Origin of the sequence: Mariniradius saccharolyticus AK6 (genome assembly GCF_000330725.2) — a bacterium.
Classification (GTDB): Bacteria; Bacteroidota; Bacteroidia; order Cytophagales; family Cyclobacteriaceae; genus Mariniradius; species Mariniradius saccharolyticus.
On sequence record NZ_AMZY02000003.1, the window covers coordinates 13,168 to 37,995 of the forward strand.

26 protein-coding genes are annotated in these 24,828 nt (G+C 46.9%); 12 read left to right on the forward strand and 14 right to left on the reverse strand.

Annotated features, from left to right (window positions below):
* Window positions 1-17 precede the first annotated feature (17 nt).
* The gene (gene ctlX, locus C943_RS01335; protein ID WP_008623539.1) at window positions 18-953 is read left to right on the forward strand and encodes a citrulline utilization hydrolase CtlX; all 936 of its coding nucleotides are present in this window, start codon (window positions 18-20) and stop codon (window positions 951-953) included.
* Here ctlX and C943_RS01340 read toward each other — a convergent pair.
* On the reverse strand, window positions 945-2,501 hold the full coding sequence (locus C943_RS01340; RefSeq protein WP_008623541.1) for a SulP family inorganic anion transporter: 1,557 nt from the start codon (window positions 2,499-2,501) through the stop codon (window positions 945-947). The genes ctlX and C943_RS01340 overlap by 9 nt on opposite strands.
* A gap of 159 nt (window positions 2,502-2,660) precedes the next feature.
* On the reverse strand, window positions 2,661-4,004 hold the full coding sequence (gene purB, locus C943_RS01345; protein WP_008623544.1) for an adenylosuccinate lyase: 1,344 nt from the start codon (window positions 4,002-4,004) through the stop codon (window positions 2,661-2,663).
* 252 nt (window positions 4,005-4,256) lie between these two features.
* Here purB and C943_RS01350 point away from each other — a divergent pair, with 252 nt between their 5' ends.
* Together C943_RS01350 and C943_RS01355 are read left to right on the forward strand one after the other, a co-directional pair.
* Window positions 4,257-5,363: a ferredoxin--NADP reductase gene (locus C943_RS01350; RefSeq protein WP_008623545.1), complete on the forward strand. Its 1,107-nt coding sequence runs from the start codon at window positions 4,257-4,259 to the stop codon at window positions 5,361-5,363.
* Window positions 5,364-5,403: 40 nt separating this feature from the next.
* Complete coding sequence (locus C943_RS01355) at window positions 5,404-5,859, forward strand: hypothetical protein (RefSeq protein ID WP_051069459.1); 456 nt, start codon at window positions 5,404-5,406, stop codon at window positions 5,857-5,859.
* Window positions 5,860-6,095: 236 nt separating this feature from the next.
* Here the strand turns inward: C943_RS01355 and C943_RS01360 are convergent, their stop codons facing one another.
* On the reverse strand, window positions 6,096-6,425 hold the full coding sequence (locus C943_RS01360) for a HesB/IscA family protein (protein WP_085988925.1): 330 nt from the start codon (window positions 6,423-6,425) through the stop codon (window positions 6,096-6,098).
* Between the two features lie 113 nt (window positions 6,426-6,538).
* Here C943_RS01360 and C943_RS01365 point away from each other — a divergent pair, with 113 nt between their 5' ends.
* From C943_RS01365 to C943_RS21225, 7 genes are all read left to right on the forward strand, one after another.
* Complete coding sequence (locus tag C943_RS01365) at window positions 6,539-7,060, forward strand: DUF7935 family protein (RefSeq protein ID WP_040478702.1); 522 nt, start codon at window positions 6,539-6,541, stop codon at window positions 7,058-7,060.
* A gap of 6 nt (window positions 7,061-7,066) precedes the next feature.
* The gene (locus tag C943_RS01370) at window positions 7,067-7,483 is read left to right on the forward strand and encodes a YkvA family protein (protein ID WP_008623549.1); all 417 of its coding nucleotides are present in this window, start codon (window positions 7,067-7,069) and stop codon (window positions 7,481-7,483) included.
* 20 nt (window positions 7,484-7,503) lie between these two features.
* The gene (locus C943_RS01375) at window positions 7,504-8,220 is read left to right on the forward strand and encodes a Rossmann-fold NAD(P)-binding domain-containing protein (protein ID WP_008623551.1); all 717 of its coding nucleotides are present in this window, start codon (window positions 7,504-7,506) and stop codon (window positions 8,218-8,220) included.
* A 2-nt stretch (window positions 8,221-8,222) separates the two neighbouring features.
* Window positions 8,223-8,675 (forward strand): D-aminoacyl-tRNA deacylase, encoded by a 453-nt coding sequence (gene dtd, locus C943_RS01380; RefSeq protein ID WP_008623553.1) that lies wholly within the window; start codon window positions 8,223-8,225, stop codon window positions 8,673-8,675.
* A 37-nt stretch (window positions 8,676-8,712) separates the two neighbouring features.
* Window positions 8,713-10,275 (forward strand): ATP-binding cassette domain-containing protein, encoded by a 1,563-nt coding sequence (locus C943_RS01385; RefSeq protein ID WP_008623554.1) that lies wholly within the window; start codon window positions 8,713-8,715, stop codon window positions 10,273-10,275.
* A 308-nt stretch (window positions 10,276-10,583) separates the two neighbouring features.
* Window positions 10,584-10,841, forward strand: coding sequence for a hypothetical protein (locus C943_RS01390; protein ID WP_157198389.1), 258 nt, complete (start codon window positions 10,584-10,586; stop codon window positions 10,839-10,841).
* A gap of 1,152 nt (window positions 10,842-11,993) precedes the next feature.
* On the forward strand, window positions 11,994-12,500 hold the full coding sequence (locus C943_RS21225) for a DUF6609 family protein (protein ID WP_008623555.1): 507 nt from the start codon (window positions 11,994-11,996) through the stop codon (window positions 12,498-12,500).
* Window positions 12,501-12,509: 9 nt separating this feature from the next.
* On the opposite strand, the gene C943_RS01405 is transcribed toward C943_RS21225, so the two are convergent.
* From C943_RS01405 to C943_RS01430, 6 genes are all read right to left on the reverse strand, one after another.
* Complete coding sequence (locus C943_RS01405) at window positions 12,510-14,786, reverse strand: cation:proton antiporter domain-containing protein (protein ID WP_008623557.1); 2,277 nt, start codon at window positions 14,784-14,786, stop codon at window positions 12,510-12,512.
* A gap of 5 nt (window positions 14,787-14,791) precedes the next feature.
* Entirely contained in the window at window positions 14,792-15,199 is a 408-nt protein-coding gene (locus C943_RS01410; RefSeq protein WP_008623558.1) for a hypothetical protein, read from the reverse strand.
* A 204-nt stretch (window positions 15,200-15,403) separates the two neighbouring features.
* Complete coding sequence (locus C943_RS01415; RefSeq protein WP_051069460.1) at window positions 15,404-15,832, reverse strand: hypothetical protein; 429 nt, start codon at window positions 15,830-15,832, stop codon at window positions 15,404-15,406.
* Between the two features lie 84 nt (window positions 15,833-15,916).
* Window positions 15,917-16,642 carry a LytR/AlgR family response regulator transcription factor gene (locus C943_RS01420; RefSeq protein ID WP_008623562.1) on the reverse strand — a complete coding sequence of 242 codons (726 nt, stop codon included), beginning with the start codon at window positions 16,640-16,642 and terminating at the stop codon, window positions 15,917-15,919.
* Window positions 16,608-17,372, reverse strand: coding sequence for a sensor histidine kinase (locus C943_RS01425; protein WP_008623563.1), 765 nt, complete (start codon window positions 17,370-17,372; stop codon window positions 16,608-16,610). Before C943_RS01425 ends, C943_RS01420 begins: the two co-directional genes overlap by 35 nt.
* A gap of 161 nt (window positions 17,373-17,533) precedes the next feature.
* Window positions 17,534-18,187, reverse strand: coding sequence for a metallophosphoesterase (locus C943_RS01430; protein ID WP_008623565.1), 654 nt, complete (start codon window positions 18,185-18,187; stop codon window positions 17,534-17,536).
* 227 nt (window positions 18,188-18,414) lie between these two features.
* On the opposite strand from C943_RS01430, the gene C943_RS01435 reads away from it, so the two are divergent.
* A complete protein-coding gene (locus C943_RS01435) occupies window positions 18,415-18,993 on the forward strand; it encodes a DUF4136 domain-containing protein (RefSeq protein WP_040478706.1) in 579 nt (192 codons plus the stop codon).
* A gap of 59 nt (window positions 18,994-19,052) precedes the next feature.
* On the opposite strand, the gene C943_RS01440 is transcribed toward C943_RS01435, so the two are convergent.
* The 3 genes from C943_RS01440 to C943_RS01450 all read right to left on the reverse strand — a co-directional run bounded on the left by C943_RS01440 (window position 19,053) and on the right by C943_RS01450 (window position 22,489).
* Entirely contained in the window at window positions 19,053-20,612 is a 1,560-nt protein-coding gene (locus tag C943_RS01440) for a glycoside hydrolase family 3 protein (protein ID WP_008623569.1), read from the reverse strand.
* 74 nt (window positions 20,613-20,686) lie between these two features.
* A complete protein-coding gene (locus tag C943_RS01445; protein ID WP_008623570.1) occupies window positions 20,687-21,949 on the reverse strand; it encodes a DUF819 family protein in 1,263 nt (420 codons plus the stop codon).
* Window positions 21,950-21,970: 21 nt separating this feature from the next.
* A complete protein-coding gene (locus C943_RS01450; protein WP_008623571.1) occupies window positions 21,971-22,489 on the reverse strand; it encodes a YdeI/OmpD-associated family protein in 519 nt (172 codons plus the stop codon).
* 60 nt (window positions 22,490-22,549) lie between these two features.
* Here C943_RS01450 and C943_RS01455 point away from each other — a divergent pair, with 60 nt between their 5' ends.
* On the forward strand, window positions 22,550-23,485 hold the full coding sequence (locus C943_RS01455) for a phytanoyl-CoA dioxygenase family protein (RefSeq protein ID WP_051069466.1): 936 nt from the start codon (window positions 22,550-22,552) through the stop codon (window positions 23,483-23,485).
* A 112-nt stretch (window positions 23,486-23,597) separates the two neighbouring features.
* Here C943_RS01455 and C943_RS01460 read toward each other — a convergent pair whose 3' ends face one another.
* Together C943_RS01460 and C943_RS01465 are read right to left on the reverse strand one after the other, a co-directional pair.
* Entirely contained in the window at window positions 23,598-24,095 is a 498-nt protein-coding gene (locus C943_RS01460) for a thermonuclease family protein (protein WP_008623573.1), read from the reverse strand.
* Window positions 24,096-24,158: 63 nt separating this feature from the next.
* Window positions 24,159-24,713: a hypothetical protein gene (locus tag C943_RS01465; protein WP_008623574.1), complete on the reverse strand. Its 555-nt coding sequence runs from the start codon at window positions 24,711-24,713 to the stop codon at window positions 24,159-24,161.
* Window positions 24,714-24,828: the final 115 nt, after the last annotated feature.

The following is a 24,828-nucleotide window of genomic DNA, read 5'->3' on the forward strand; positions in this document are numbered from 1 at the left end:
CTTCTAATTTTACATCCATGTATCAGCAGACAACTTCCACAATCCTCATGGTTAGGCCAGCCAATTTTGGGTTTAATCCAGAAACGGCGGAAAACAATTTTTACCAACAAAATGATGGCCGTGACTCCGCGGAGATCAACCGGCTTGCGCAGGAGGAGTTCGATGGATTTGTGAGACTGCTTCGGGAGCATGGTGTCAGGGTTTTGGTAATCGACGACACGGCCGAACCAAGGAAGACTGACGCCATTTTTCCAAACAATTGGTTCAGTACACATGAGGATGGGAAAATCATCTTGTATCCAATGTTTTCCCCTAACCGCCGCCTTGAGCGGAGAAAGGACATTATCGAATGGTTGATCAACAATGGCTTCAAGGTCAACGAAATCATCGACTTGAGCTTTTTCGAAAAAGACAATCAATACCTTGAGGGTACCGGGAGTCTAATCCTCGATCGTGTCAACCACATTGCGTACGCCTCCAAGTCAGAACGCACGCATCCGGTTCCCTTGGAATATTTTGGCAGGTTGATGGATTTTGAGGTTGTCGATTTCACCGCTTCGCAAATCATTGATGGCAAAAGTTCCCCAATCTACCACACCAACGTCATGATGCATGTGGGGACAGATATTGCGATCGTGTGTTTGGATAGTATTTCCCCAGCCTCAGAAAGGCTCAAAGTACAGGTGTATCTCGAAAAGACAGGCAAGAAACTGATTCCAATTTCAGCAAAACAAAAGTTTCAGTTTGCGGGGAACATGCTGGAAGTGAAGAACCCAAAACGGGAGAAATTCACCGTGATGTCGGATGCAGCTTTCCAATCCCTCGCAGATGCCCAAAGGAATGCAATAGCCAAGTACACCAAAATCATTGTCCCAAAGATACCGACGATAGAGAAAATTGGCGGCGGGAGTGCACGTTGCATGATGGCCGAGATTTTTCTCCCCTCAGTGTAATCCTCCGACCTTGACCGAGCGGATTTTGATGGTATCCACTTCGATGTTCTTTGTGGCGGCATTCGTCTTGAAGTTTTCGATCACTTCCAAAACATCGTAATCTATCACTTTTGAATTGGAGCCGTCGATGATGACATGCTTCCCATCGGGGATGTCGTCCAAGGCCTTGATCAAGGCACCTTTGTTCAAAAAGCTTACTTCCTCCGAAAGCACGATTCGGACGGTATCCCCTTGTTCTTCTTTGCTTTCCTCCAACAAATAGGAATTTTGGAAATTCCTGAGAAGGATAAATACCATCGCCACGCCCATCCCCAAACCGATTCCTATCAACAGGTCGAAGAGCACAATTCCCAATATCGTGATGATAAACGGGAGGAATTGATCCCAGCCAAGCTTGGCTTGGGTACGGAAAAGAGAAACCTTCGCGAGCTTGTATCCCACCATAATCAAAACCGCCGCGAGACAGGCAAGGGGGATTAGGTTCAACAATCCTGGAATGAAAATTACCGAAGCAAAAAGCAAAAATCCATGGAAAATCGCCGACAGCTTTGTTCGGCTTCCTGCTGTCACGTTTGCGGAACTCCTTACGATGACGGCTGTAACTGGTAATCCGCCAATCAGCCCATTGATAATATTGCCGGTGCCCTGTGCAAGCAATTCTCGGTTTGGCGGTGAAATACGCTTCAATGGGTCAATTTTGTCCGCTGCTTCCAAACTTAGGAGCGTCTCCAAGCTGGCAATTATTCCTATTGTGACTGCGGCCAGCCAAACATCTGCGTTCAGAATTTGAGAGAAATCCGGCATCATGAATAATGAGCTGAATTCCCCAACAGAGCTGATTCTTGGCAGGATCACTTTGTCCTCGACATTGAGGTAAAGGCTTGGGATGACAAACTTGAAGAATTTGTTGATACCAATACCGAGAAGTACCACTACCAAAGGGCCTGGGATCACTTTTGAAAATCTGGCTTTCTTGATGATTGGCTGATCCCAAAGTACCAGAATCCCGATTGATACTGCAGAAATGATAATGGCGCCAACATCAAGTTGATTCCCCAGATTTTTGAGAGCCATAACCGCATCCAGGTCATTGACAAATGGAATGTATTTATCGAGATCTTTCGTCTCATTCACTCCAAAAGCATAAGGAATCTGCTTGATGATGAGGATTATGCCGATCCCGGCCAGCATGCCCTTGATTACCGAGGTAGGGAAATAGTATCCGATCACGCCAGCTTTCAGTACGCCCAAAACTATCTGAATAATCCCTGCCAATACCACCGCCAAAAGAAAAATATTGAAAGCACCGAGTTCCGTGATCGCATTCAATACGATCACTGTAAGTCCTGCAGCCGGACCGGACACAGAAGTGTGCGAGCCTGAAAGTGAGCCAATCACAATACCTCCAATGACACCCGCAATAATCCCCGAAAACAACGGCGCTCCTGAAGCCAATGCGATTCCCAAGCAAAGTGGCAAGGCGACGAGAAAGACTACCAGGCCGGCGGGAAGGTCATTGCTGAGGTGTGAAAAAACGCTTTTGGTCATGGATTTGGGTTTGGTTTCGGTCTAAATTCAATTTGCTTTCCCTAAAATATAATTTTTGACGGATATCGGAACAAAAAAAATGGGCTGAGGTGAAAAACACCAAATCAGCCCGTATTTTTATCTGATGGGTAACTTCCCCAACGAATGGTTTTTAATATGCTACCTTCCAGTATAGTTGAAAGGTGTAATTCTTTTGAGTTCTTGTTTGATTTGCTCTGAAACATCCAGTGATTCGATGAACCTGTGGATCGAGCTTTGCGTGATTTTCTCATTCGTCCTGGTGAGTTCCTTTAGTGCTTCGTATGGTTTTGGGAATCCCTCACGTCTAAGAATCGTTTGGATTGCTTCGGCCACGACCGCCCAGTTTTCTTCCAAATCAGCGTCGATGGCAGCTTGGTTAAGCTCCAATTTTCCAAGCCCTTTGATCAGTGAATCAAAAGCAATAAGCATATGGGCAAACGGTACCCCGACAACGCGCAGTACCGTACTGTCCGTGAGGTCCCGCTGCAGTCTGCTGATTGGAAGCTTTGCGGCGAGATGTTCCAAAAGCGCATTGGCAATCCCTAGGTTTCCCTCTGCATTTTCAAAATCGATCGGATTTACCTTGTGGGGCATGGCGGAAGAACCGATTTCACCCGCTTTGATTTTCTGTTTGAAATAGTTCATCGCCACATATTGCCAGACGTCTTTGGAGAGATCAAGCAAAATCGTGTTGATCCTTTTCCATGCGTCGAATAGTGCCGCCAGATTATCATAATGCTCGATTTGGGTGGTAGGGTAGCTTCTTACCAGCCCTAGGTAATCTCTCACAAAATGCTCAGAAAATCCGTTCCAGTCGGTGTTTGGATAGGCCACGAAGTGTGCGTTCATGTTTCCCGTTGCCCCGCCAAACTTTGCCGAATACGGCACCTGCGCCAATAGATCCAGCTGCTTTTCCAGACGGACGACAAAGACCTCAATTTCTTTCCCCAATCGTGTCGGAGAAGCAGGCTGTCCGTGGGTTTTCGCAAGCATGGGAATGTCTTTCCAAGCTTCAGATTGACTGGCCAGTTTTTCCTTGACCTGTAATAAAGCTGGCAAAATAACCGCCTGAAGCCCATCCTTCAGCATGAGCGGGATGGACGTGTTGTTGATATCTTGGGAAGTAAGTCCAAAGTGGATGAATTCCTTGTAAGCTTCCAATCCCAATCCATCGAATTTTTCCTTTAAAAAATACTCTACCGCTTTCACATCGTGGTTGGTGGTTTTCTCGGTTTCCTTGATGGATTCTGCATCCTCTAGCGAGAAATTGGCCACGATTTCCCGCAGTTTTGGGAAAATATTTTTGTCAAACGATGCCAGTTGCGGCACAGGGAGTTGGCAAAGGGCAATAAAATATTCCACCTCGACATGGACGCGATACCTGATCAGGGCAAATTCGGAAAAATAAGCCCGGAGGTTCTGTGTTTTGTTGCCATATCGGCCGTCGACGGAACTGACTGCGGTCAGAAGGTTCAGGTTCATAGGGAGAGTATGCGATATAAAGGGCGCAAGTTAGCCCTAAAGGCCGAATTTCCCGAAGTCATCTCGGACATTTGCGAAGTATTGGGACAAAATCATATTTAGGAAGTAATTCGTTGGGAAACTTTACGGGCGCTTTGCTGTTTAGGAGTTGACGAATCCCGATAAACCCAGATTCTTTGCCCGCAATTCTAAAGTCCTTGCTTATTTTTGCGGCAGCTAAATCGGATCGGCAGTACAAAACAACGCGAGATCATGTTTAATTTATTCAAGAAAAAGAAAGACGAACCAAAAAAGGGAGACCAGTACCTATCGCTCAAAGTACGCGAGGTGGTGAAGGAAACTCCCGATACGGTGACGATATATTTTGAGCAACCAGAACCTTATCTGGACTACAAGCCTGGGCAATACTTGACCGTGATTCTTGAGATCGAAGGGAAGGAAGTACGACGGTCCTATAGCCTTTGTACATCGCCTTTTGTCGATCCACATCCCGGCATTACCGTCAAGCGTGTCGACAAAGGACTGGTCTCCAACTATCTCAATGACCATATTCGCCCTGGCAAGACGATCAATATCATGAAGCCCTTGGGTAATTTCACCTTGGATTTTCATTCCAAAAACGCCCGTCAGCTTGTCATGATTGCCGGCGGCAGCGGTATCACGCCGATCATGGGCATCGCCAAATCCCTGTTGATCAACGAGCCCCAATCCAAAGTAAGTCTTTTGTTTTGCAGCCGATCAGAAGAAGGGATTATTTTCAAAAAAGCACTCGAAAACTTGGAGGCGCAATACGGGCCAAGATTTCAGGTTACCCACCAGCTTTCAAAGCCCTCCGCTTCGTGGACCGGACCCAAAGGCCGTCTCAACCATACCGTTTTGAGCAAATATTTTGATTCAGCAATTGACAAAAACGCAGAGGCCACGCACTTTTTTCTGTGTGGGCCCGAAGGCATGATGGAAATCGCCTTGGACTTGCTGGCGGAACGCAAGGAAAATCCGGAGCGTATCCACAAGGAAAGTTTCTACACTGACCTTGATGCGAAGGAGAAATCCATGCAGGCTTCCGGCCAGTTGGCACCGGCATTGACAAGGGATATAGAGGTGGTATTGGAAGGAAAAACCCATCACTTTGATGTACCTGCCGGAAAGACAATTTTGGAGGCTGGTTTGGATAAGGATTTGGATATGCCCTACAGTTGCCAAAGCGGCCTTTGCACCGCTTGCCGTGGCCGTTTGGTTTCCGGTAAAGTCGATATGATCGAAGACGCGGGATTGAGCCCAAGTGAAATCGCACAAGGCTACATCCTCTGCTGTTCCTCCAAACCCGCAAGTGACAATATCAAAATCATCATCGAATAAGGCTTTGGAATATCCCAATTTGAGAAAAATCTATGAATCGATGGAGCAAAAGGTTCTTTTGCTCATCATTCTTCCGTTGCCTGTTTTTGGGTTTGTGTACTTGTATTCACAGCGGCGGCTATTTGAAATCAACCTGCCGGAATTGTCAAGCTGGTGGGAATCTTTCTTGTTGGGGATGTTGACGATACTGCTGCTGTTCCAATGGTACTTTATCCGTACTGCAATTAAGGATATTCTAAATCAGGACTTGTCATTGGAAGAGCGCATGGTGGCCTATGGACAAAAGACGTTGCTGAGGTTTTGGATTTTGTTTGCATCGGCGATTTTGTCGGCAGCAGGATTGTTGCTTTTCGACCATGCGATCTTCACGGTGACTTTTGCCATTACTCTTGTAATGCTGTCGATCGCAAAACCTTCGCCCCACCGAGTGGTTCGCATCCTAAAGCTAAAAGGAGAAGAAAAGGAAGCGGTGATGGATTTGCGGAGGAAGGGGTAGTGCGGTTGTCCTTAAGTTTATAGGATTTTTTTTAGACCTGTTTATTCAATTTATTGCCCATTGTGAGTTGGCAGAGGTCAGTTACAGTATGCAGCGCAGGTCTGACGATTGGTTTATTGACAGTCACTCAATAAAGTTGGAAGGGGAGGAAATTGTAGCAAACTAGAAATCAGCAAATTTCAACCGCGCGATTCTTTGTACTTTGTACCTGGTACTTTTCACAACTTCCCCCAATCTCAAACCTCACCGCTCGCCACATCATGCCGCTTGGGAATTTCCGGATTCAAGAAGGTAAAGCCCCTTGCCTCGGCTTCATCCACAAAGTCCACCTGCATACCCATGAGGAACATCAGGTGCTTTTTTTCTATCAGCACAGGAATGCCGCCGATTTCGAACTGCTCGTCGCCCGCCTTGGCCTTGTCAAATCCGAGTAGGTAGGACATGCCCCCGCAGCCACCTCCCTTTACACCGACCCGGAGCGCGTAGTCGGTAGGGATATTTTTGTTGGCCATGATGTACCGGATTTCGGATTGGGCTTTTTCGGTGATTTGAATGGGAATCATCATATTGCCAAAATGGAAAATTGCTGCGGCTGGTTCATTTTTCGGAGCAAAAATATCCATTCGCGAAGTTTTTTGATGGGGATATTTTCAGATATTCGAAACAAATTCGAATGATTATGGAGTTTTTAGCTGATTTGTTGAAGATCGTATTGCCCGCGGGATTGGTCATCTATGGCATGTACCTGACCATCATGTCTTTCATGAAAAAGGAGCGGGAAAAGATGGCCGTTGAACTCAAAACAGCCAACAATCAGATCATCACCCCGCTGAGGATTCAGGCAGGGGAGAGGCTTTGCCTGCTGTTGGAGCGCATCACACCCAACAATCTGGTCCGTCGGATCAACAATCCAGAGTATTCGGCAAGGGAATTCTACGGGCAACTCCTTCACGAAGTCCGCGAGGAGTTCAACCATAACCTTTCCCAGCAAGTATACTTCTCTGACGAGACTTGGGAAGGTGTGCGGCGCGCGGTCGAAAGTGTAGTGACCATCATCAACACGGCGATGCAGGACATGCCCGAGGAGGCGCGTGGCATCGAACTGGCCAGGAGGATTTTCCAAATCTCCCTTGACCAGAAAAATGACGCGATCCAAATGGCGCTCAAGGAAGTGAAATCTGAAATCAGGGTGTTTTTCTAAAGGCTGATGGAAAATCTGGACGAAAAGAAAGAGGGCTTCTTGGATCGGGCCAAAATGCTCTACCTCAAGAAAGCACAGGAGATCGCAGGCGAGGAGAGCAAGCTTCGCAAGCTGTTGAAGAATGTAGCCGAGAAGTTGGATCGGTTGGCCCACCATCCCAAGGTGCAGGCGGTCATCGAACCAGTCAAGATTTTCAAAAGGATGATCCAAGCCCATATGAACGGCAGTCACAAGGTATCGGCCAAGTCGCTTGTATTGATGGTATTGGGATTGGTGTATTTCCTTTCGCCAATTGACGTGATTCCCGATTTCCTGCCTGGCTTAGGGTTTACGGACGATCTTTCGGTGATCTTGGCCGTTTTCCATGCCATCAAACATGAAGTGGATGATTTTCTCGCATGGGAAAAACAGGCAACGAAGTAACAATTTTCAACCCCCACACTATGAAGAGAATCGCTTTCTTGGCAGGAACATCGGGTTTGATTGGGATGCAGCTGCTGCACCAATTGCTCAAAAATACCGATTACGACTATGTCATCTCCGTAGGCCGCCGGAAACTGGCCCTCAAGCATGACAAGCTCGTTCAGGTCGAAGGGGATTTCTCCAAAATCCAGCACTGGGACTTGGAATCCAAACTCCGCGCCGAGGATTTGGGAGGAGTTTTCTTCCCGATTTGGGAGGCAATCAGGACTAGAAGTGCTGAGATACACGCGTTTTGTTCACTCGGTACCACCATCAAAGTCGCTGGTTCCAAAGAAAAATTTCGGGAAATCGACCATGACTACGTGGTCTTGTTCGCCCAATGGACCCATACTTTGGGCGCTTCCAAGTTCCTGTATGTCTCTGCTATGGGTGCCAATCCGGCATCTTCGATTTTTTACAACCAAGTCAAAGGCGAAGTGGAGGAGGACCTCAAGCTCATTCCATTCGATTACTTAGGGCTTTTCCAACCTTCCTTACTGTTGGGAAACAGGAAAGAGTTCAGGTTTGGGGAAGAAGTCGCCAAGATTGTCACCAAGCCGATGGTTTGGCTGAAATTGGCCCCCAAGTACCGACCCATTTACGACCACCAAGTGGCGAAGGCTATGATTTCCTATGCGCTCGCTACCAAGTCGGCCAAGGTAGAAGTGGTGCCTTCCAAAGACATGCAAAAATTCTGACCATGATTGTCGTCATTCAGCGCGTTTCCGAATCCTCCGTCCGCATCGATGGCAAAGTGAAAGGTGAAATCGGCGTGGGTCTGATGGTGCTTTTGGGCATCGAGGATGCCGATACCCAAGAGGACATCGATTGGCTGAGCAAAAAGCTGGTAAATCTCCGCGTGTTTCCCGATGAAAACGGCGCCATGAACAAAAGCATCCTCGAAGCCGGAGGTGATATTTTGTTGATCAGCCAGTTTACGCTGCATGCAAGTACCAAAAAGGGAAACAGGCCTACCTATATCAAGGCCGCCAAGCCGGATTTTGCCATTCCGATGTATGAGAAGTTTATTTTGGCGACCGAAAAGGAACTTGGAAAAAGTATTCAAACGGGAGAATTCGGGGCTGATATGAAGGTCGCTTTGGTCAATGACGGTCCTGTCACGATCATCATCGATTCCAAAAACCGTGTTTAGATTCAGATTTCTAACATTGTAAAAAACCAAAACAGTATTGAACGACGCGCCATTGGTCAGCATCCATCAGGCCACCGTCCGAAAAATGGACAAGGTGGTGTTCGAGTCCTTGGATTTCGAGTGGAAACGCGGGCAGCATTGGGCGATTATCGGACAGACTGGTTTGCAGATGACGGTTTTTTTGGAAACCATCCTCGGCCGGGCGATGGTGACGGCGGGAGAAGTAACCCGACTATTTGCCGCTGATTACCATGCCGCCATGCAAGCTGCGGGCAAAGTCCATTCGTTCCGGGATTTGATCGCCATCGTTTCGCAGCAATACCCCTTCCGCAACAAATCCAACCTTCAGAATTTCTACTATCAGCAGCGGTTCAATTCCATGGACTCGGAGGACGCGCTTTCCGTGCGGGAATACCTGCACCAAAGCGAAACGAGGCTCCCAGGATTTTGGAATTTGGAAAAGGTCTTGGATTTGATGCGTCTTGACTATTTGGCAGATAAATCCCTCCTGAAGCTTTCCAATGGCGAAACCCGTCGCTTGGCGATTGCTTTGGCGTTGCTGAAAAATCCCCGTTTGTTGCTCCTAGACCAACCGCTGACTGGATTGGATGTGGATGCGAGAAAGGATTTCCCAAGGGTTTTGAACAAAATCATCGCCTCAGGCATCCACGTCATCATGAGTACGCATAGCGATGAGATTCCCGAAGGCATTACCGACGTCGCGATCCTTGGCAGCAGGCAGATCGAGAAACAGCTGAAAGCCGTGGACTTTGTACCGACCCATGCGGCGAATAATCCCCTGAATGGTCCTACCAACGACTTGCTTCGAAAGCTGATTTCGCCCAATTCTCCCGCAAGTTCCGAGGAAATCATCCGCTTGGAGGGGGTAGAGGTCAGTTATGCCGGGCAAAAGATCCTGGATAGCGTGACTTGGACCGTGCGAAGCGGTGAACATTGGTTGCTGCGTGGCGCCAACGGTGCCGGGAAATCCACGCTGCTGAGTTTGATTTTGGGAGAAAATCCCCAAGCCTATGCCAATGATATCTGGCTTTTTGGACGGAAAAGGGGAACAGGCGAAAGTATCTGGGATATCAAGAGGCAACTTGGATTTGTTGCACCGGAGTTGGCGCGGTTTTTCCCCAGCAACCAGACCGTGATGAAGGTCCTACTTTCCGGTTTTTTTGATACGATGGGCCTGTTTCGGAAGCCATCTCCCGCACAAGAACAATTGGGAATGGAATGGCTGGAGTTTTTGGGATTGGCAGATCGTGCCAATAAGCTCTTTGGCCAGCTTTCGCTCGAGCAGCAGCGCTTTGTGCTATTGGCGCGGGCGGTGATCAAAAAGCCCAAGCTGCTGGTACTCGATGAGGCTGCCCAAGGCATGGATGAATTGCAACGACGGGTATTCCGACAGCTGTTGGATGCGATTTGTGGGATTTTGCCGCTGGCTTTGGTCTATGTCAGCCATTACGAGGAAGACGTCCCCGACTGCGTGGACAAGGTACTCGTGCTGGAAAGTGGGAGGGTGAAGGGAAGTTTTTTGAGGGGGCGGCAAGGTTCGGGCAAATTTGGAGTTTGGCGGGGTGCTAAGGATTATTAAAATAGGAGTTCGGAATTGAAAATTTCAATCATGCGAAAAGATGAGTGATTACGTCCAGAGGTAAATTATTACAGGTTTATTGTAATTGATAAGGCGTGAAGAGTGTTTAATGCGGCTTCGATGAAAACGATTATTTTTTTGCAAGGACCATTGGAGCAAAAACGTTTTGAAAATTGTTAGAAAATGGTTTTTATTAAAATTTGAAATCAATTCCTCCATAATAACTTCATTATATGGTATACCCTATTCTTTGGATAGTGCTGTCCTTTATCATTGCATACTACGGGAAAAGTAGGAAAATCGGATTTTTGGTAGCCTTGATTGTTTCTATGATTTTCAGTCCCTTGATTGGTGCTATAGTTGTATCACTCTCTGAAAAAAACACTGAGACGGCGATGAAATTGAAAATTTCAAGGGATGCTAATTTGATTACAGAAGACGAATATCAAAATTCACTTAGAAAATTAATTCCGAATCAAAAAGATCAAGCAGATACAAATCGAGGGTACTTAGCAATTGCGGCCATCATTGTTTTGTTGTTTATCTTAATCAGGTGCGTTAATTGACGCATTTGTTTTGCTTAAAGATTTTTAAGTCTTTTGTTTCAGTTGAATCAAAAAGTGAATTTGGGTTGCATTTCTCCTCAAGTAGGGCGTAGAACGGCGAAGACACTTAGCATATCCTTATTTTTTCCGCGGATGTGGCTGGCTTGTTCTACGATTATGAATTTGTGATTAATTTTGTTAGGCATTGTATTTAATACAAGTACTAGCGGGTTATTGCCAATTGTTGTTGATATAAGCTTGTAATTGCAATTTCCGTCCAGGCACCGCAAAAAGCCTAAATTCGCCAAGGATAGTCTTGGTGTTTATTGTTTTTCTGCGTTGTCCCCATCAAATCAATCTTACCGAGTAGCTGAGAAATGAGAACAAGAATTAGGATCGGTCCCTTAACTTTTGGGAAAAGTGGAGTTAGACTCAGTTCTTGGTGGGGAGGTACTGGTTTTTCAATTCCATTATTCAATCGAAATGCTGGTTCATTTGGGAAAATAAAACTGTGGATATTTAGTTTTTTCTTTCGAAGTAAAACGAGGCCTTCGAGAAATCAAGAAAGAGATCCTGCAAAGTTACCAGGATCAAGAAATTCTGGCCGACATGCATAGGAGCCATGGTCAACTGAAGCGGATAAAAGATTGGTCTATCTGTTCCACAGGGGAAGAACGATTAAAGAGCTGAGTGATATTTTTGGCAGGTCGCCCGGTGCAATTCGTTCTCGGCTTAATAAATTGATTTTTTAATAGTATGTGCTACATGAAGGAATAGAGTTAATAAGACTCTAGGCGCATCTTCACACTCGGGTGATGTTTGGCGTACTAGTAAGGCATAAAATTGGATTTTTTTCTTCTGTTCCCGAATAAACAACCTTAGTTGATTCCGAGGTGACTCATGTCGGCTTTTTATTGACTCATGTTGGTTCGAAGGAGAATCACGTCGGCTTTTTTTACCACCTGTTTGGTTTTTGATAAAGTCTGATAGTCGACACTAAAGGATATCGAATTCATGAAATCGCTAATTCCTTTCTTGCCATCCTCTCACCCCACATCCCGTTCATCCGTCGGCACGGAAATGATTTCCTTGAATTACACACCAGTTTGGATGCTTCTTTTTGATCTATTTTATTTGAAAAATTATCTTTATCACAAAGTAAACTAGCTTGTTATGGACACACTTGTACAAGTCAACTGGTCTGAGTATCCCACCATCGGTGCGGCAGGTCTTTTCTTGATTGGTATCGGTCTGGGTTTTGTACTCGTTTGGTGTTTTCCAAGGTATTACGGGTTATGGATGGGCCTTTCGTTTGGAATAGCTGCCTTTGGTGCCGTGATTGGGTACTGGCTTTTCGACCATTTGGGAATGATCCGTCCGATTGACATTGCAGTTTATTCGGGTGCTTTTTTGCTGGAAGTCATTGGCATCATCTGGGTCAGTAGAGAGTATCCGGACGAGCGGGTACAGGATGCTATGATACTGTTGGTGGTTGGACTACATTTTGTACCGATGGTATTGATCTTGGGGCCTTTGGCAGGGTTTCTTGCGCTGGGTTGTACGCTCAATGCGCTGTTGGCACTTAGAAACCGACACCGGCCAATCCTTCCCTTTGGCCTAGTCGACAGTGGACTGAAGGTCTTTTTTGGGGGAATGATGGTCTGGATTTACGCCATGTAAGATATTGAGCTAGCTGCTTGCCTTTAGGATCAAAGTAGAGGGGATATCGGTGAGCCAAAGACTTTTGGAATCTACCAGTTTTTTCCAGCTTTCGATACTGACCATCATCAGGCTCTGCTTGGAGAGGAATTCTTTGTCGATGACCCTTTCGTTGAGCAATTGGATGTGGTTCGGTGCTTTTTGTTCTATTGCCCTGATTTTTTCCTTCAGTTCAGGTTGGTTTTTGATGCATCCCGCCACATCCAGGATGGTGACCTGTGCCCCTGCATTGTTGATGAGTTTCTGGGCAAACTGGATCAAGGAAGTGTCGGTTTCTGAAAACACAGGAATAAAGACGGTATCGGCGGTCGAGAAATCCCGATCTACCAGGATGCCTACAGGTACTTTGCTTTTTGTCACGATACCCCGTGTGCGTTCATCAAAGGGAGAATGTTCGAACAGACTTTCCCTACCCGTGACCTGGTTCAACAGCTTTTCAGGGTTGATGACACGGGTGGTAAAGCCCAAAATTTTTCCAAGGAGGCTACCTTCGAAAATTGATTGCCCTAAGCCGATCAACATCAGGTCGTAGTCTCCCTGATTGGCGACCTCGATGATATCCGAATCAATGTCGTTCGATTCCTTAAAAAGGGTGGTGACTTTTTGGTTGAGGTGCTCTGACTCCTCAATGATGGGAGCAAAGCTCTCCTTTTCGTAGGCTGCCACATTGAAATGGTGCAGTTCATTTGTCGGAGAAAGGTGCATCACCGTCACAGTGGCATTGCCATTGAGTTTTCGAATAAAGCAGTTCGCCAATCTCAACAGCGATTTTCCGCGCTCGGGGTTGCCAAAGGATACCAATATCTTGAATTTGCTCATTTGGATGACCGCCTGCGGAACTTCGGGCTGGGTAGATCGGAATGCGCGGTTGATGAGGTCAAGCGCTGGCCCAGTCATGAAGGTGGTGACCAAGGCCATGATGACCATCATCGCAAAAATCTCGGGGGTGAGTACGCCAAGATCGTACCCGATATTCAAGACGACCAATTCCATCAGTCCTCGCGTATTCATCAAGGCCCCGATCGTGAGACTGTCCTTCCAATTCTGCCCGACAAACCTCGCCGCGATGGCACTACCGGCAAATTTCCCGATGACGGCTACCAAAATGATCAAGCCCGTAACCTGCCAAAGGTAGGGGTCATTGAGCAGGCCGATTTCGGTACGCAAGCCAGTGAACACAAAAAACAAGGGAAGCAGTAGGACGAGTGCTACATCCTCCACTTTCTCGATAAAGATGTTTCGGAATTTGATGTTTTCGGGCATAATCGCCCCTGCCATAAATGCGCCAAACAGGGCATGGATGCCTATCACCTCGGTAGCATAGGCTGAAAGGATCAGTGTCAAAAAGAAAATCGCGACGATGGGCTTGCTTAGCCTTTCCTTGGTATAGAACAGGTTTCCGATGCGTGTCAAAAAAGGCCGAACGACCTTGATCATGAGCAGCACATAAAGCGCGGCCAATGCGATGATGTAGAGCGCACTCAAGGACGAACCTGCCTTTACGACGGCAATTACCGCGGCCAAAAGGCACCAAGCGGTGACATCGTCCGCAGCCGCACAGGTGATCGCGACTGTTCCCAGGCGGGTTTTGTGCAGGCCGCGTTCTTGGACTATCCGCGCCAACACCGGGAATGCCGTGATACTCATGGCAATACCCAAAAATAGCCCAAAAGAAGTGAATTGAACCCCGAGGGGCGCAAACGACTCATAGATGAAATAGGCCAATCCCATCCCCAGGGCAAATGGAATGATGATGCTCGCATGGCTGATGACCACGGCGTCATGGGCTTTGTTTTTGAGGATTTTGACATCCAGTTCCATTCCCACGACAAACATGAAAAGTATCAGGCCTATCTGGCTGAGAAATTGCAGGTTGCCCATCGATTGTGGAGGAAAAAGTGTGGCGGAAAATTCGGGGGAATACATACCCACCAATGAGGGCCCCAAGACAATCCCTGCGATGATTTCGCCAATGACCGTTGGCTGACCGATCTTTTTGCAGATCCATCCAAAAAAACGGGCAGCCAGGATGATCGTCACGATCTGCGCCAGCAATATCGCCAAGGGGTGGTACAGGTTATGTGCGATGGATTCCAAGAATTCCTGCCATTGCGTACGGCCGGTTTCCTTGATGACAATGTTTCTGCCATCCTCCAGTTTTGCACCCAAGAGCACGATCCAATACATCAATGCCGTAAATCCACCGATGATTCCGACGTAAAACAAACTGTTTTTGAACCTTTGCATCTTGTTTACTCCTTTTTGTTCAACTCATTTAACCTTAATCCAAGTCCCAAGCCCATGTGCCATCTCCCATTTTCCGTTGCCGTTTTCGAATTGTAATACAAGGGGATTTGAATGGCCCAAATCTTATAGCTATAGGTAAAGCCTATCCCCAAATTTGGGGTCACAAAGGCATTTCTTGGTGTTGAATCGTCTCTCTTGTAGCGTAGGGAGGGTAATGCACCCAAGATGAACTTGGAATTCCCGAATGTTGCGTTGATGTTTGGCCCGGTAAAATTGGTGAACCCGCCCTGATCCACGTAGCCTGCGATGACTACGCCATCGTACAATGCAACCCGCACCTTGTCCTCTTGGGCAAGGGCGGTTGTCGTTAAGATCAAAAATGAAAAAACAAGTGCGTTTTTTAGATTCCGCATAATTGTTGGAAGCCCCGGGGAGGGTTTTGGTTTTGATTAATTGGTCTTGGTTTTTTCAAAATCAACACTTTAGCACTTTTCCCGACTCATGTGATTGCGGCCGGTCCGACATTTACGCGGTCCCTGAACGAACAATTTTTTATCGACACACTGGAAATGATCGGAATGTTGATTTTTTGTTTGATCCTTTTTATGTTTTTACTGTTAAATGGCTGGTTTAAAATGAATGTTGTAGCACCTAATTGCTCGACCATGATTGCCATTTCCATCGAAATCCTGCCTTGGGTAAGGCAAACCCCCTTCACCACTAATGACCGGATTACCCGAAAAGTCGATCGTCGCCTTCGTAATTTTGGCTGGAGAAACAAATGGATAAAAAGCCAGCATACCTTCGGCATCATTATTCTCTATGGGTGCAATTTCGGTGGAGAATATCAAGGATTTGATCAGTGAACCTCCAACAAAAACCCCATCGCATTTCCTGGCAATCACCTTGGGTGTTGGGATTTTTTTATCCGTGGAATCATAGGCATGTCCGAATATACGCAAGGAGGAAAACCCGGATTTGCCTGAATCCCAGACAGACTGAACTTTGATGTGCGCATCCATGACAATGACCTTTTGAATCCTCAATTTCCAAAGAATTTGGGATCAAAAATGCCATCCTGAATCGAAACACTTGAAAATTGGAATGAGCCTGAAAAATTTTGGAACCAATCAGATCGTGACTTTTTGCAGGAATTCATTTCTATAACCTTCTGTGAGCGCCAATTTGATAGGCGTGCCAAGGTCCGAAAGCAGGGTGGTCGTAATCTCGTCGAAGGAAAACACCTTGACCGCCTTGATCGCGAGCATCTCTTTTTTGTTGATTCTGCAAAAACCCGCATTCGGCAACATTTCCGCCAATTTCTCAAAGGTGATATTCTTCAGCACAAACTCCTCGCCATCAAAAAGCCGGGCGACCTTATCCCGACTTTCGATTTCAGAGGTCTTGATATAGGCAATTGAGTCAAAAAATAGGATCGCCTTGCCCTTGTTTGTGTTGAGATGAAAGAAGGTTTTCCGATTTTGGTCCTGGGCGCTTTCAAGAGAGCGCCTTACCTTGTCGATTGCTTGCTTCAACCGGTCCAATTTGATCGGTTTTCTTATGTAGTCCACCGCATGCAGGTCGAATGCTTCCGCCGCGTATTCCTTATAGGCGGTCGCAAAAACTACAGGCTTTCCATGAAGTAAATTGGCGACCTGCAGCCCGTTCATCCCGGGCATTTCAATGTCCAGAATGCAGAAATCATAAACAAGCCTGGGGGCTTCAGCGGCAAACTGGACGGGGTCGTCAAAGGCCTTGACTACCTCCAGATCTTCCAATTGTTCGCAGAGCATCTTAAGGTAGGTGAGTCCGGGAAGCTCATCATCTAGAAGCAGGCACCTGATCTTTGTGTTCAAGTAGATTGATCTTTAGCTGTGCAATGTAAACGTCATCTTCTACAAATCGGTCTAGTTTGAACTTGTCGGGATATATTATTTTCAAGCGCTGTTCCAGTGCTTCCACTCCAAATCCTGCTTTTTCTTTTTTCATGGGCTTTTTGGTGGACATCTTGTTGGAAACGGTCAAGGAGAATACACTTTCCCGAAACTCAATGACTACAGTGATAAATGCTTCCGCACGCTGAAGATCCGCATGCTTGAAGGCATTTTCTATCAAATCTACAGAAATCAATGGGGCAAGAAGGCGTTGTTCAAACAAAGGATCAAACTCGTCGACTTTGGTCTTCACCTTCAATTCAAACAAGGGGCTTAGCTTTATTTTGTTGATCTCTATCAGGTTCAGGGCAAAGTCAATTTCTTCTTTTGGAGACACAAACCTGTTCCTACTCTCATAGAGGATGTAGTCCAACACGTTTGCGAGCTTGTCGAGGGCGAAATAGGTCTGATAAGCGTGTGATTGAATCGAATTGAGGATATTCTTGAAAAGATGTGGGTTGAGCCTTGATTCGATCGTCTGCAGCTCCAGTTTGGAAATCTCGCTTTCTAATCGCAAGTACTTCGCCTCCACGGCCCTTCGGTTGGTTTCGGCCTTTTGGAGTCTATACAGCAGGTAGATTACCGCCAATAACATCAATAAGCCAATCAAAACCATCAAAACGCTGCCATATCTGTCGAGAATAGTTGCCATGCAGGCGCAAAGTTAATTTTTTAAACTGAAAGTCTGCGGGATTGCTTTTCGGGGATAGGCGCTTCGTTGGTCGCATTAATGGCATTCCCGGTACGGACTGCTAAAATTGACAGCTTTGTTTTCTAGCTTTTTAAAAAAAATCGGGGGTCTGCATGCTTCATTCACCCCACATCCCGTTCATCCGTCGGCACTGAAATGATTTCCTTGAATTGCCCGGTTTCGGATAGGCGGAGGGCGCTGAGGCAGATGCCGCCATAAGCACAAGTGTCGATGTTCCAAGCTTTGGATTCGGGGAAAAACTGTGGCTCTCCGTTCCAGCGTGGCGTATGGCCGATGACCTGCAGCTTGCCGATATCGCGGAGCGGTTTGCGGTTCCACAGTAGTCCGTCGGGATGCCGCGGGTCATCAAGCGTGGCAAAATCCGATATGCCCGCATGGGAGATAAAGAGGTGTTCGTTTTCCCAATACAGGGGCAGGTTGAGAATCCAATTGGAATAATGGTCCGGGTCCACACCCACTTGGTCAAATTGGAAAAGTGTCTGACTGCCGCCATTGTTCAGCCAGTTTTTTCCGGCTACGGGGTCGGAGAGATACTCCTGCATCATGAGTTCGTGGTTGCCCTTGAGGAAAACCGTTTCAGCCCGAAAGTTTTGCTCGAGTTCAAACGCAAGGCGCAGCACAGCTGGAGAATGGTTGCCCCTGTCCACGAGGTCACCCAACTGGATCAAAATCTCCTCTCGGGGATTCCATTTTTCCAGAAGTTTGATAAATGTGTTCAGGCAACCGTGCACGTCGCCGACGATAAATAGGTCCATTTTTGGTTTTGATTTTTTCCCGGATCGGGGGCTTGTTAATTCTCACAAACGAATCCTTCAAATTGCTTGACCCGAGTCGATAAATTGACTATAATAGGCTGATGTTCAAATTTCTACACCTGAAAAACATTTTTGGTCAACGATAGGTTTTCCCGAAGTCGTGGGATTCCAAAATTGTTTTTCCCCAATTACTGAAACGTGCCAAACAGTCTCTAAAGTTGTTGAATATGAAAAATCGAATCTTTTCCTTTGCCCTGCTTGTGGCCCTAAGCATGGCCTGCATGAGCCAAAAAGACTATGTTGCCGAATTTGACTTTAATTATTCCGGTAATTTCAAACGGTACAAAACTTTCGGTTTTGTCAACAACCCTTTCCCCGAGTCAAGTGCCTATTATCAGACCATCGAAAAGACGATCTCCAATCGACTAGGTTCCCAGGGTTTCCGGGAAAACAGTGAAAAACCCGACTTGTTGATCAATTACAAGATCTTTACCGACACGGTTAAATACAGGGGGTATGATCAGCCAAATTTTGATTACTGGCTGCAAAGAAGGAGCGAGTACGTCGAACTTACTGAAGAGGAAGAACGCGAACAGCGTGAAAAAGACGAGAACTATAACCGCGTGAAGTTCACGGACAATAGCGGCATGTTGGTGATTTACGTGATTGACAACAAGCGTGGCAACACGATTTGGCAGGGATATACGGCGGCGAGCTTTGATTTCATGTCGCCCGAGGTGAATACCGAAATCACCAAAGCTACGTATCGGGTGATGGACCAATTCAAGGTTCTGACTCGGAATTAGCAGGATTCAGTTTGCAATGTATTTGGGGATGGTAGCAAAGCCATCCCCCTTTTTTTTTTTCAATACTGCTTTTGTTTCCAAGAACCTTGTGCTTGGATTTGACCAAGAAAATGCTGTGCGGCGGCGTTTTGGCATGCGGGGAACTGTTGGAAGGCGCAGACGATCTTGTGGAAATCGGAATGGTTTGGGATTTTCGGAAGGGAAAGTGGATTGCCAAAAAGGTAGAGCACGCATGGTTTCTTGGAAGCGATTGTTGAAAGCCTATCCAAAACATGAAGATCCAGCCCAAAGTTGTTGACAGGTTTGGCGGAGGGCACAAACAGGCTGGCGAGCACCCAATCATATTTCTCCAATTCATTTGCAATGTCCATTTCGCTATCGTCCAAGGTGAATGTTGGACAGGGAGAGTGTGCGTCGATGGTTTTGAAGAAGAGGTTTTGATCGGGTTCTTGTATTGAAAGTTTGGCCATTTTACCGCTCAATTGAAGGCCCTTGTCCACGACTACGCTCAGGAATTGCGGAGCTAATCGTTCCAAAAATGCCCGGTAATCTTCCCATTCAAAGTCAATGCTTGTGATTGGTTTTTCGTCATAAAGGCCCAATTTCTTTTTTAGGGTCATGATCTTTTCGAAGCTTGCCTCGATTTCTGCGGGATGCGCGTGTTGGGCGATCAAATCAATGCCTTCCCGTACATTTTCTGAAAAGCAAAGCAGGTCGTTTCCGGCTTCGAAAGCCTTCCATTCCAGTTCACCCGGTCTCGGAAACATGTTGCTGATCGCCTTCATATTCAGCGCATCGGAGACCACGATGCCATTGAATCCCAATTCGGTTTTCAGAAAATCTGTAATGATTTCACGGCTGATGGACGCGGGAATGTTTTTTCCTTGGGTCAATGCCGGCGCAGCCAAGTGCCCGACCATGACCATCCCAACACCTGCTTTGATTCCTTGCAAAAAGGGGAATATCTCTTCCTGCATCAACTGTTCTCTCGACTTTTGGATGACGGGCATGCCAAGGTGTGAGTCTACATCTGTGTCACCATGGCCTGGAAAATGCTTGAAACTGCCCTCGATCCCCGCTTTTCTCAATCCCCTGTAATAGGCCAAGGCAAATCGGCTGACTTTTTCGCGATCCGTGCCAAAAGAACGGTAACCGATGACGGGATTTTTGGGGTTGGTATTGATGTCCGCGACCGGGGCGAAATTGACATGGATGCCGCATTGGCGCAGGTCTTTCCCAATCCGATAACCCATTTCCTCGACCAAGTCCTCCGATTCGATTGGCATGGCCCCCAAGCTGATGGCGTAGGGGTACTGCGGGGTCTTTTCGACACGCATCGCCAGCCCAAACTCCGCGTCGATGCTGATCAGCAACGGGATTTCTGCCACTTTTTGGTAGCGTGTGATCAGCGCCTGTAGTTTTTCCAGCGTGTTTTCGTAGGAAAGCGTTTCTTGGCGCTTTTCAAAGTTGGCGGCGGCGCTGTGGCGGCTATGGAAAAAGGTGATGCCTCCGATTTTTTGCCCTCTTACCAAAGCCTCCATGGCTTGGATATTTTCCTCCGTATCGTGGATAAAGGCGGCAGGGGAAAAGAGTTGGGCGATTTTGTGCTTTTGATCCATGGGAATATTTCAGAGTTCGAATCAAGGGAATGTTTTTGTGATCGACAATCTATTTGGAAAACAAAAAACGAAAATCAAAACTGCTGCAACACATTCGCCAGCAAGAATCCCAGGTAATTGCCGACCGCATAGCCAATGATGCCAATGCTGATGCCGGAAATGAGGATTTGCCTGTTTTTCATGGAAGCGGCCGCAAGCGGGACAAAGGGCGGCGAACAAACCAAGGCCACGGAGGTGATCAAAGCTGTATCAGCATCGATTTTGAACAATCTCGAAAGCAGCAGGTGGATCAACAGCGAACCAAAAACCGCCAATGCGATATAGCCCAAAAGGGCAAAAGAAATGCTCGTCAGGTTCCTGATGTCTGCCATTGATGCGACGACCATGCTAAAGATCAGGATCAGGTACATGCCGGTTTCGAAGGTGTTTTCGATCTTGTTGATCGACCGGATAAAGGATGCCAAAATGCCCAAACTCGTGATTCCGAGGACGATAACCGCCATTTGGACGTTTTTGGGGACCAATTCCCCGAGGCCCACGCCGAGCGCAACAATCAAGACGGATATTCCGACAGCTTTCAGGAGCGGAAGCAGGGAATTTTTCTCCAAGACAGAAAAGAAGGATGTCGTCTTATCGGTAGGGGTTACAGCCACTGGGATCAGTTTTGATGGAAACGGCGGCAAAATTCGCCTAAACCACACCGGACCCAATGAAAGTACAAATGAAAGGTAGGCAATACCAACCAGTAAATCGTATGTGTGTACCAAAATGTAGGTGTCCGAGTCCACGTCGAGTATTAGTTTGAGTGCGGCGAGATTAGGCGTGCCGCCCGTATATACACCGACCAACAAGCCGGATATCTTCCAAAGCTCGTGCAATCCTGAGCCCCTGAAAATAAAGTAACCGGCCGTGACCACAGCGATGATGGAAAAAAGTCCCAAAAACAGTGAAACAACCGCTTTCCCGGCCATCTCTTTCCATTGACGGATGTTGGTTGAAAACAGCATCAATGGAATTGCCAACAAAATGCTGATGCTGATGAGAATGTCCTTCAGTTTGTAAATCCTAAATGCCAACACTTCCGACTCCGTGACCGTACCCGTTTCCAACATTTCCTTTACTTCGGGAAGGCCAAGATCGGGTCTGTTGACCATTTGTTCATGGAGATAATTGCCCATACTGGGCAGAATGCCTACGTTTCCCAAAATAATGCCGATGATGTAGGCGATGATGACCGGCCCGAGTTTGTCAAGAAATGACCAGCGGCGGCAAGTATACAATATCCCCATTGGCATGAGGACGTAGAAAAGAAGCAGGGTAATCAGCAGGATGCCCATAGGGGTGTCGGTATGGAGGGATTAGCCAAAGTTCAGGTTGTTGAAATATTTGATCTTTTCGTTGAGTTTCCGGAAATCAAGCTTGCCTTGCGCTTCCTTGAGGTGTTCAATGATCGCCAAGGACTTGTTGAGGCGTGAATTGCTGTTCTTGACCTTTCCAACAAGATAAATCAACGCGCGCTGTTTTCCTTTGGTCAAGGCAAAAAAGTGTGCACTGCCCTTTTCATCCTGGTCCAGAAGTACCTGGAGTTCCTCGGGCATTTCATGTCCGTATTCAGAATGGTCTTTTTCCAATGCAACCTCGACTTTCTGTCCTTCTTCGATTCCGGCCTTTTCACGGTTGCCCTTATTGACGAGGACAAACCAGTATTCTTTGGTCTTCATCAACGCAGCAGGGAATTTTACCTTTTGGGCGAGGTGGCAAATCACCCGCTTGTTGTCGCCTTCTATCAAGCTCTCAGCGATCTCGTCTGGGACAGGCACATGGTATTGCCAGAGTTTTGTGTTGAAATTTTCCAGAGTCGATTGAAATTGCTGCATGTTTTGGACGGAAATGCTGGAATTTCGCTTATTTTCAGGAATATAAAAAACCCAAAACCCATGAACCCAAATAGCCCCGACTCCAATTATTCGATTTCAAAAAGTAGCAATTCCGGTTTTTTGGATAGAAGCCAAGCCGGTTTTTTGCGTTTGCTGCAAAAGGAGGATTGGGATTTTTGGAAGGAAAATGGGTATGTGGTCATCCCTGGCGTAATTCCGAAAAAACAGGCCGCTCGAACGGCGGATTTTTTGTGGGATTATGAAGGCAAGGATCCGAAAAACCCAGATACCTGGTATCGAAAAACTGTCCCGGACATGGAAATGTCGGAATTGGTCAATACGGGAATGGTGGAGGTATACCATCACCAATACCTTTGGGACAACAGGCAGAATCCGAAGGTCCATGCGGCCTTTGCGGACATTTGGGGGACGGAGAAGCTTTGGGTTACCATCGACCGCGCCAATTTGAATTTTCCGATTCGCAAGGATTACCAATACAAGGGCTTTATCCATTGGGACTATGACCCTGTGACGAAGCCACAAAATGTGCAGGGAGTCTTAGCGCTCAATGACCAACTCGATGAAAACATGGGAGGCTTCCAGTGCATCCCGGAGATCTACCGGGATTTTGAGTCTTGGCGCGAAACGCAGCCTGCGGATTGGAAATATTTCCAGCCCGATGTGAGCGGCCAAAGGTTGACAAAGGTGCCGCTGCAAGCCGGAGACTTATTGATTTTTCACTCCCAACTACCCCATGGCATACGCGAAAACAGGAGCCCAGACAAGGTGCGGATTGCCCAATACATCTCCATGATGCCCGCCGAACCCGAGAATCAAGCGCTTCGGGATTGGCGCATCCAAAGCTGGCAAAACCGGGAAGCGCTGAAAGGATATGCCTTCCCCGGCGATCCCATGCAGCGGGAAAAGCGTTTTCCCGTGGCGGAATTGAGTGATTTGGGGAAGAAGTTGTTGGGTTTGGAGGACTGGGAGCCTTAGGGAAAGGAGGAAGGAAGAGAAATTGAGAATTATGAATTTATAATTATGAATTTAGAATGAGCATGGTAGCTTGGGGATAAGGGATGGGGTAGTGTTATACCCAGCTTTTTGATCATTTCCCCCACAGTCCTTTCTTTTTTTGACGGGCTTCGGCTTGGAGCTTGGCAAAGCGCTCGGCGTATTTCACGTTGGGCGGGACGGTGAGTGTCATCGCATAGCCTTCCCGGATGAGGTGTTCGTTGAGGAACGTGCCGTTTTGCAGGTAGGCGTAGGCCAGAGTTCGTTTGTACCGATCGGTCCTGCTGACGTCATACTCGAGGCGGACGGATTTGCCGAGGAGGAGCTTTTCGAGATAGGCTTTTGCTTCTTTGCCGTAGTAGCCGACATCTTTGTTGCCCGTTTTCCGGGATTCAGGTGCATCGATACCGATCAGGCGGATTTTTTCCTCTTTTCCATTGGACCTTTTGACCCAAAACGTATCCCCGTCGACAACTTTGGTGACCGGGAGGAATTGGGCGGAGACTGAGAAAGAAAATAATAGGAGAACGATAAGCCAAATCGAGGAACTGACTTTGATTGACCGAGACCTTAAAGGGTAATCTTCCGACATGATCGAGTGGGTGAGCGATTTAAAGACTGATCCGCAAAATAAAGCTTTGCCTGCTGTATGGTTCTAATCAGGGCTGAGCAATCTGCGAATTTTCAGGTAGCTCTGAATTTCTTCAAATGTATATTTCATTTCGATCGTCGGTATCAGCGGTTTGAAGCTATGATGAAGCCAACATGTTTCCACGATCTTGAGTGTATCATTTTGGATGGAAAATGACTCTGGCATGAAATTTCTGTCACATTCGACAAATCTCTCCAAGATTTCGTCGTGCTCCTCTTTACCAATTTCTCCCTCCTTCAAGAGTTTTCCGAGTTCATCGATGTGGTATTGGTATTGGGAATCTTTGTCTCTTTGAATCTTTAGGCCCAATTCTCCCGAAATATCGATGACCTCATCTATTGGAAGCCATTTGCCGGAATTTGTGGAATAGTTGAAGTATTCCCTCCAATAGTCACAATAGGCGTTGCACCATTCGATACCCATATTCAGCGAAAGGATTCCATGATTGTTGTAGGTGACCTCAAAGTCAAGGTCGACGATGCCATTACTCGTCCATTTGATCAGCGCCGAATCGAGGGATTCGTTTTGATCCTCGTTGGAAGTCAGTCGATTTACCAAGTCTCGGCTTATTAAAGAATCAAGGGCTAGGTTCCCCGCGCGAACTAGCGGAAATTTTAGTGTTTTTCCAGAAAAGCCTTCTGCCTTTTCACTTGATTCTAACACTAGGGTATCC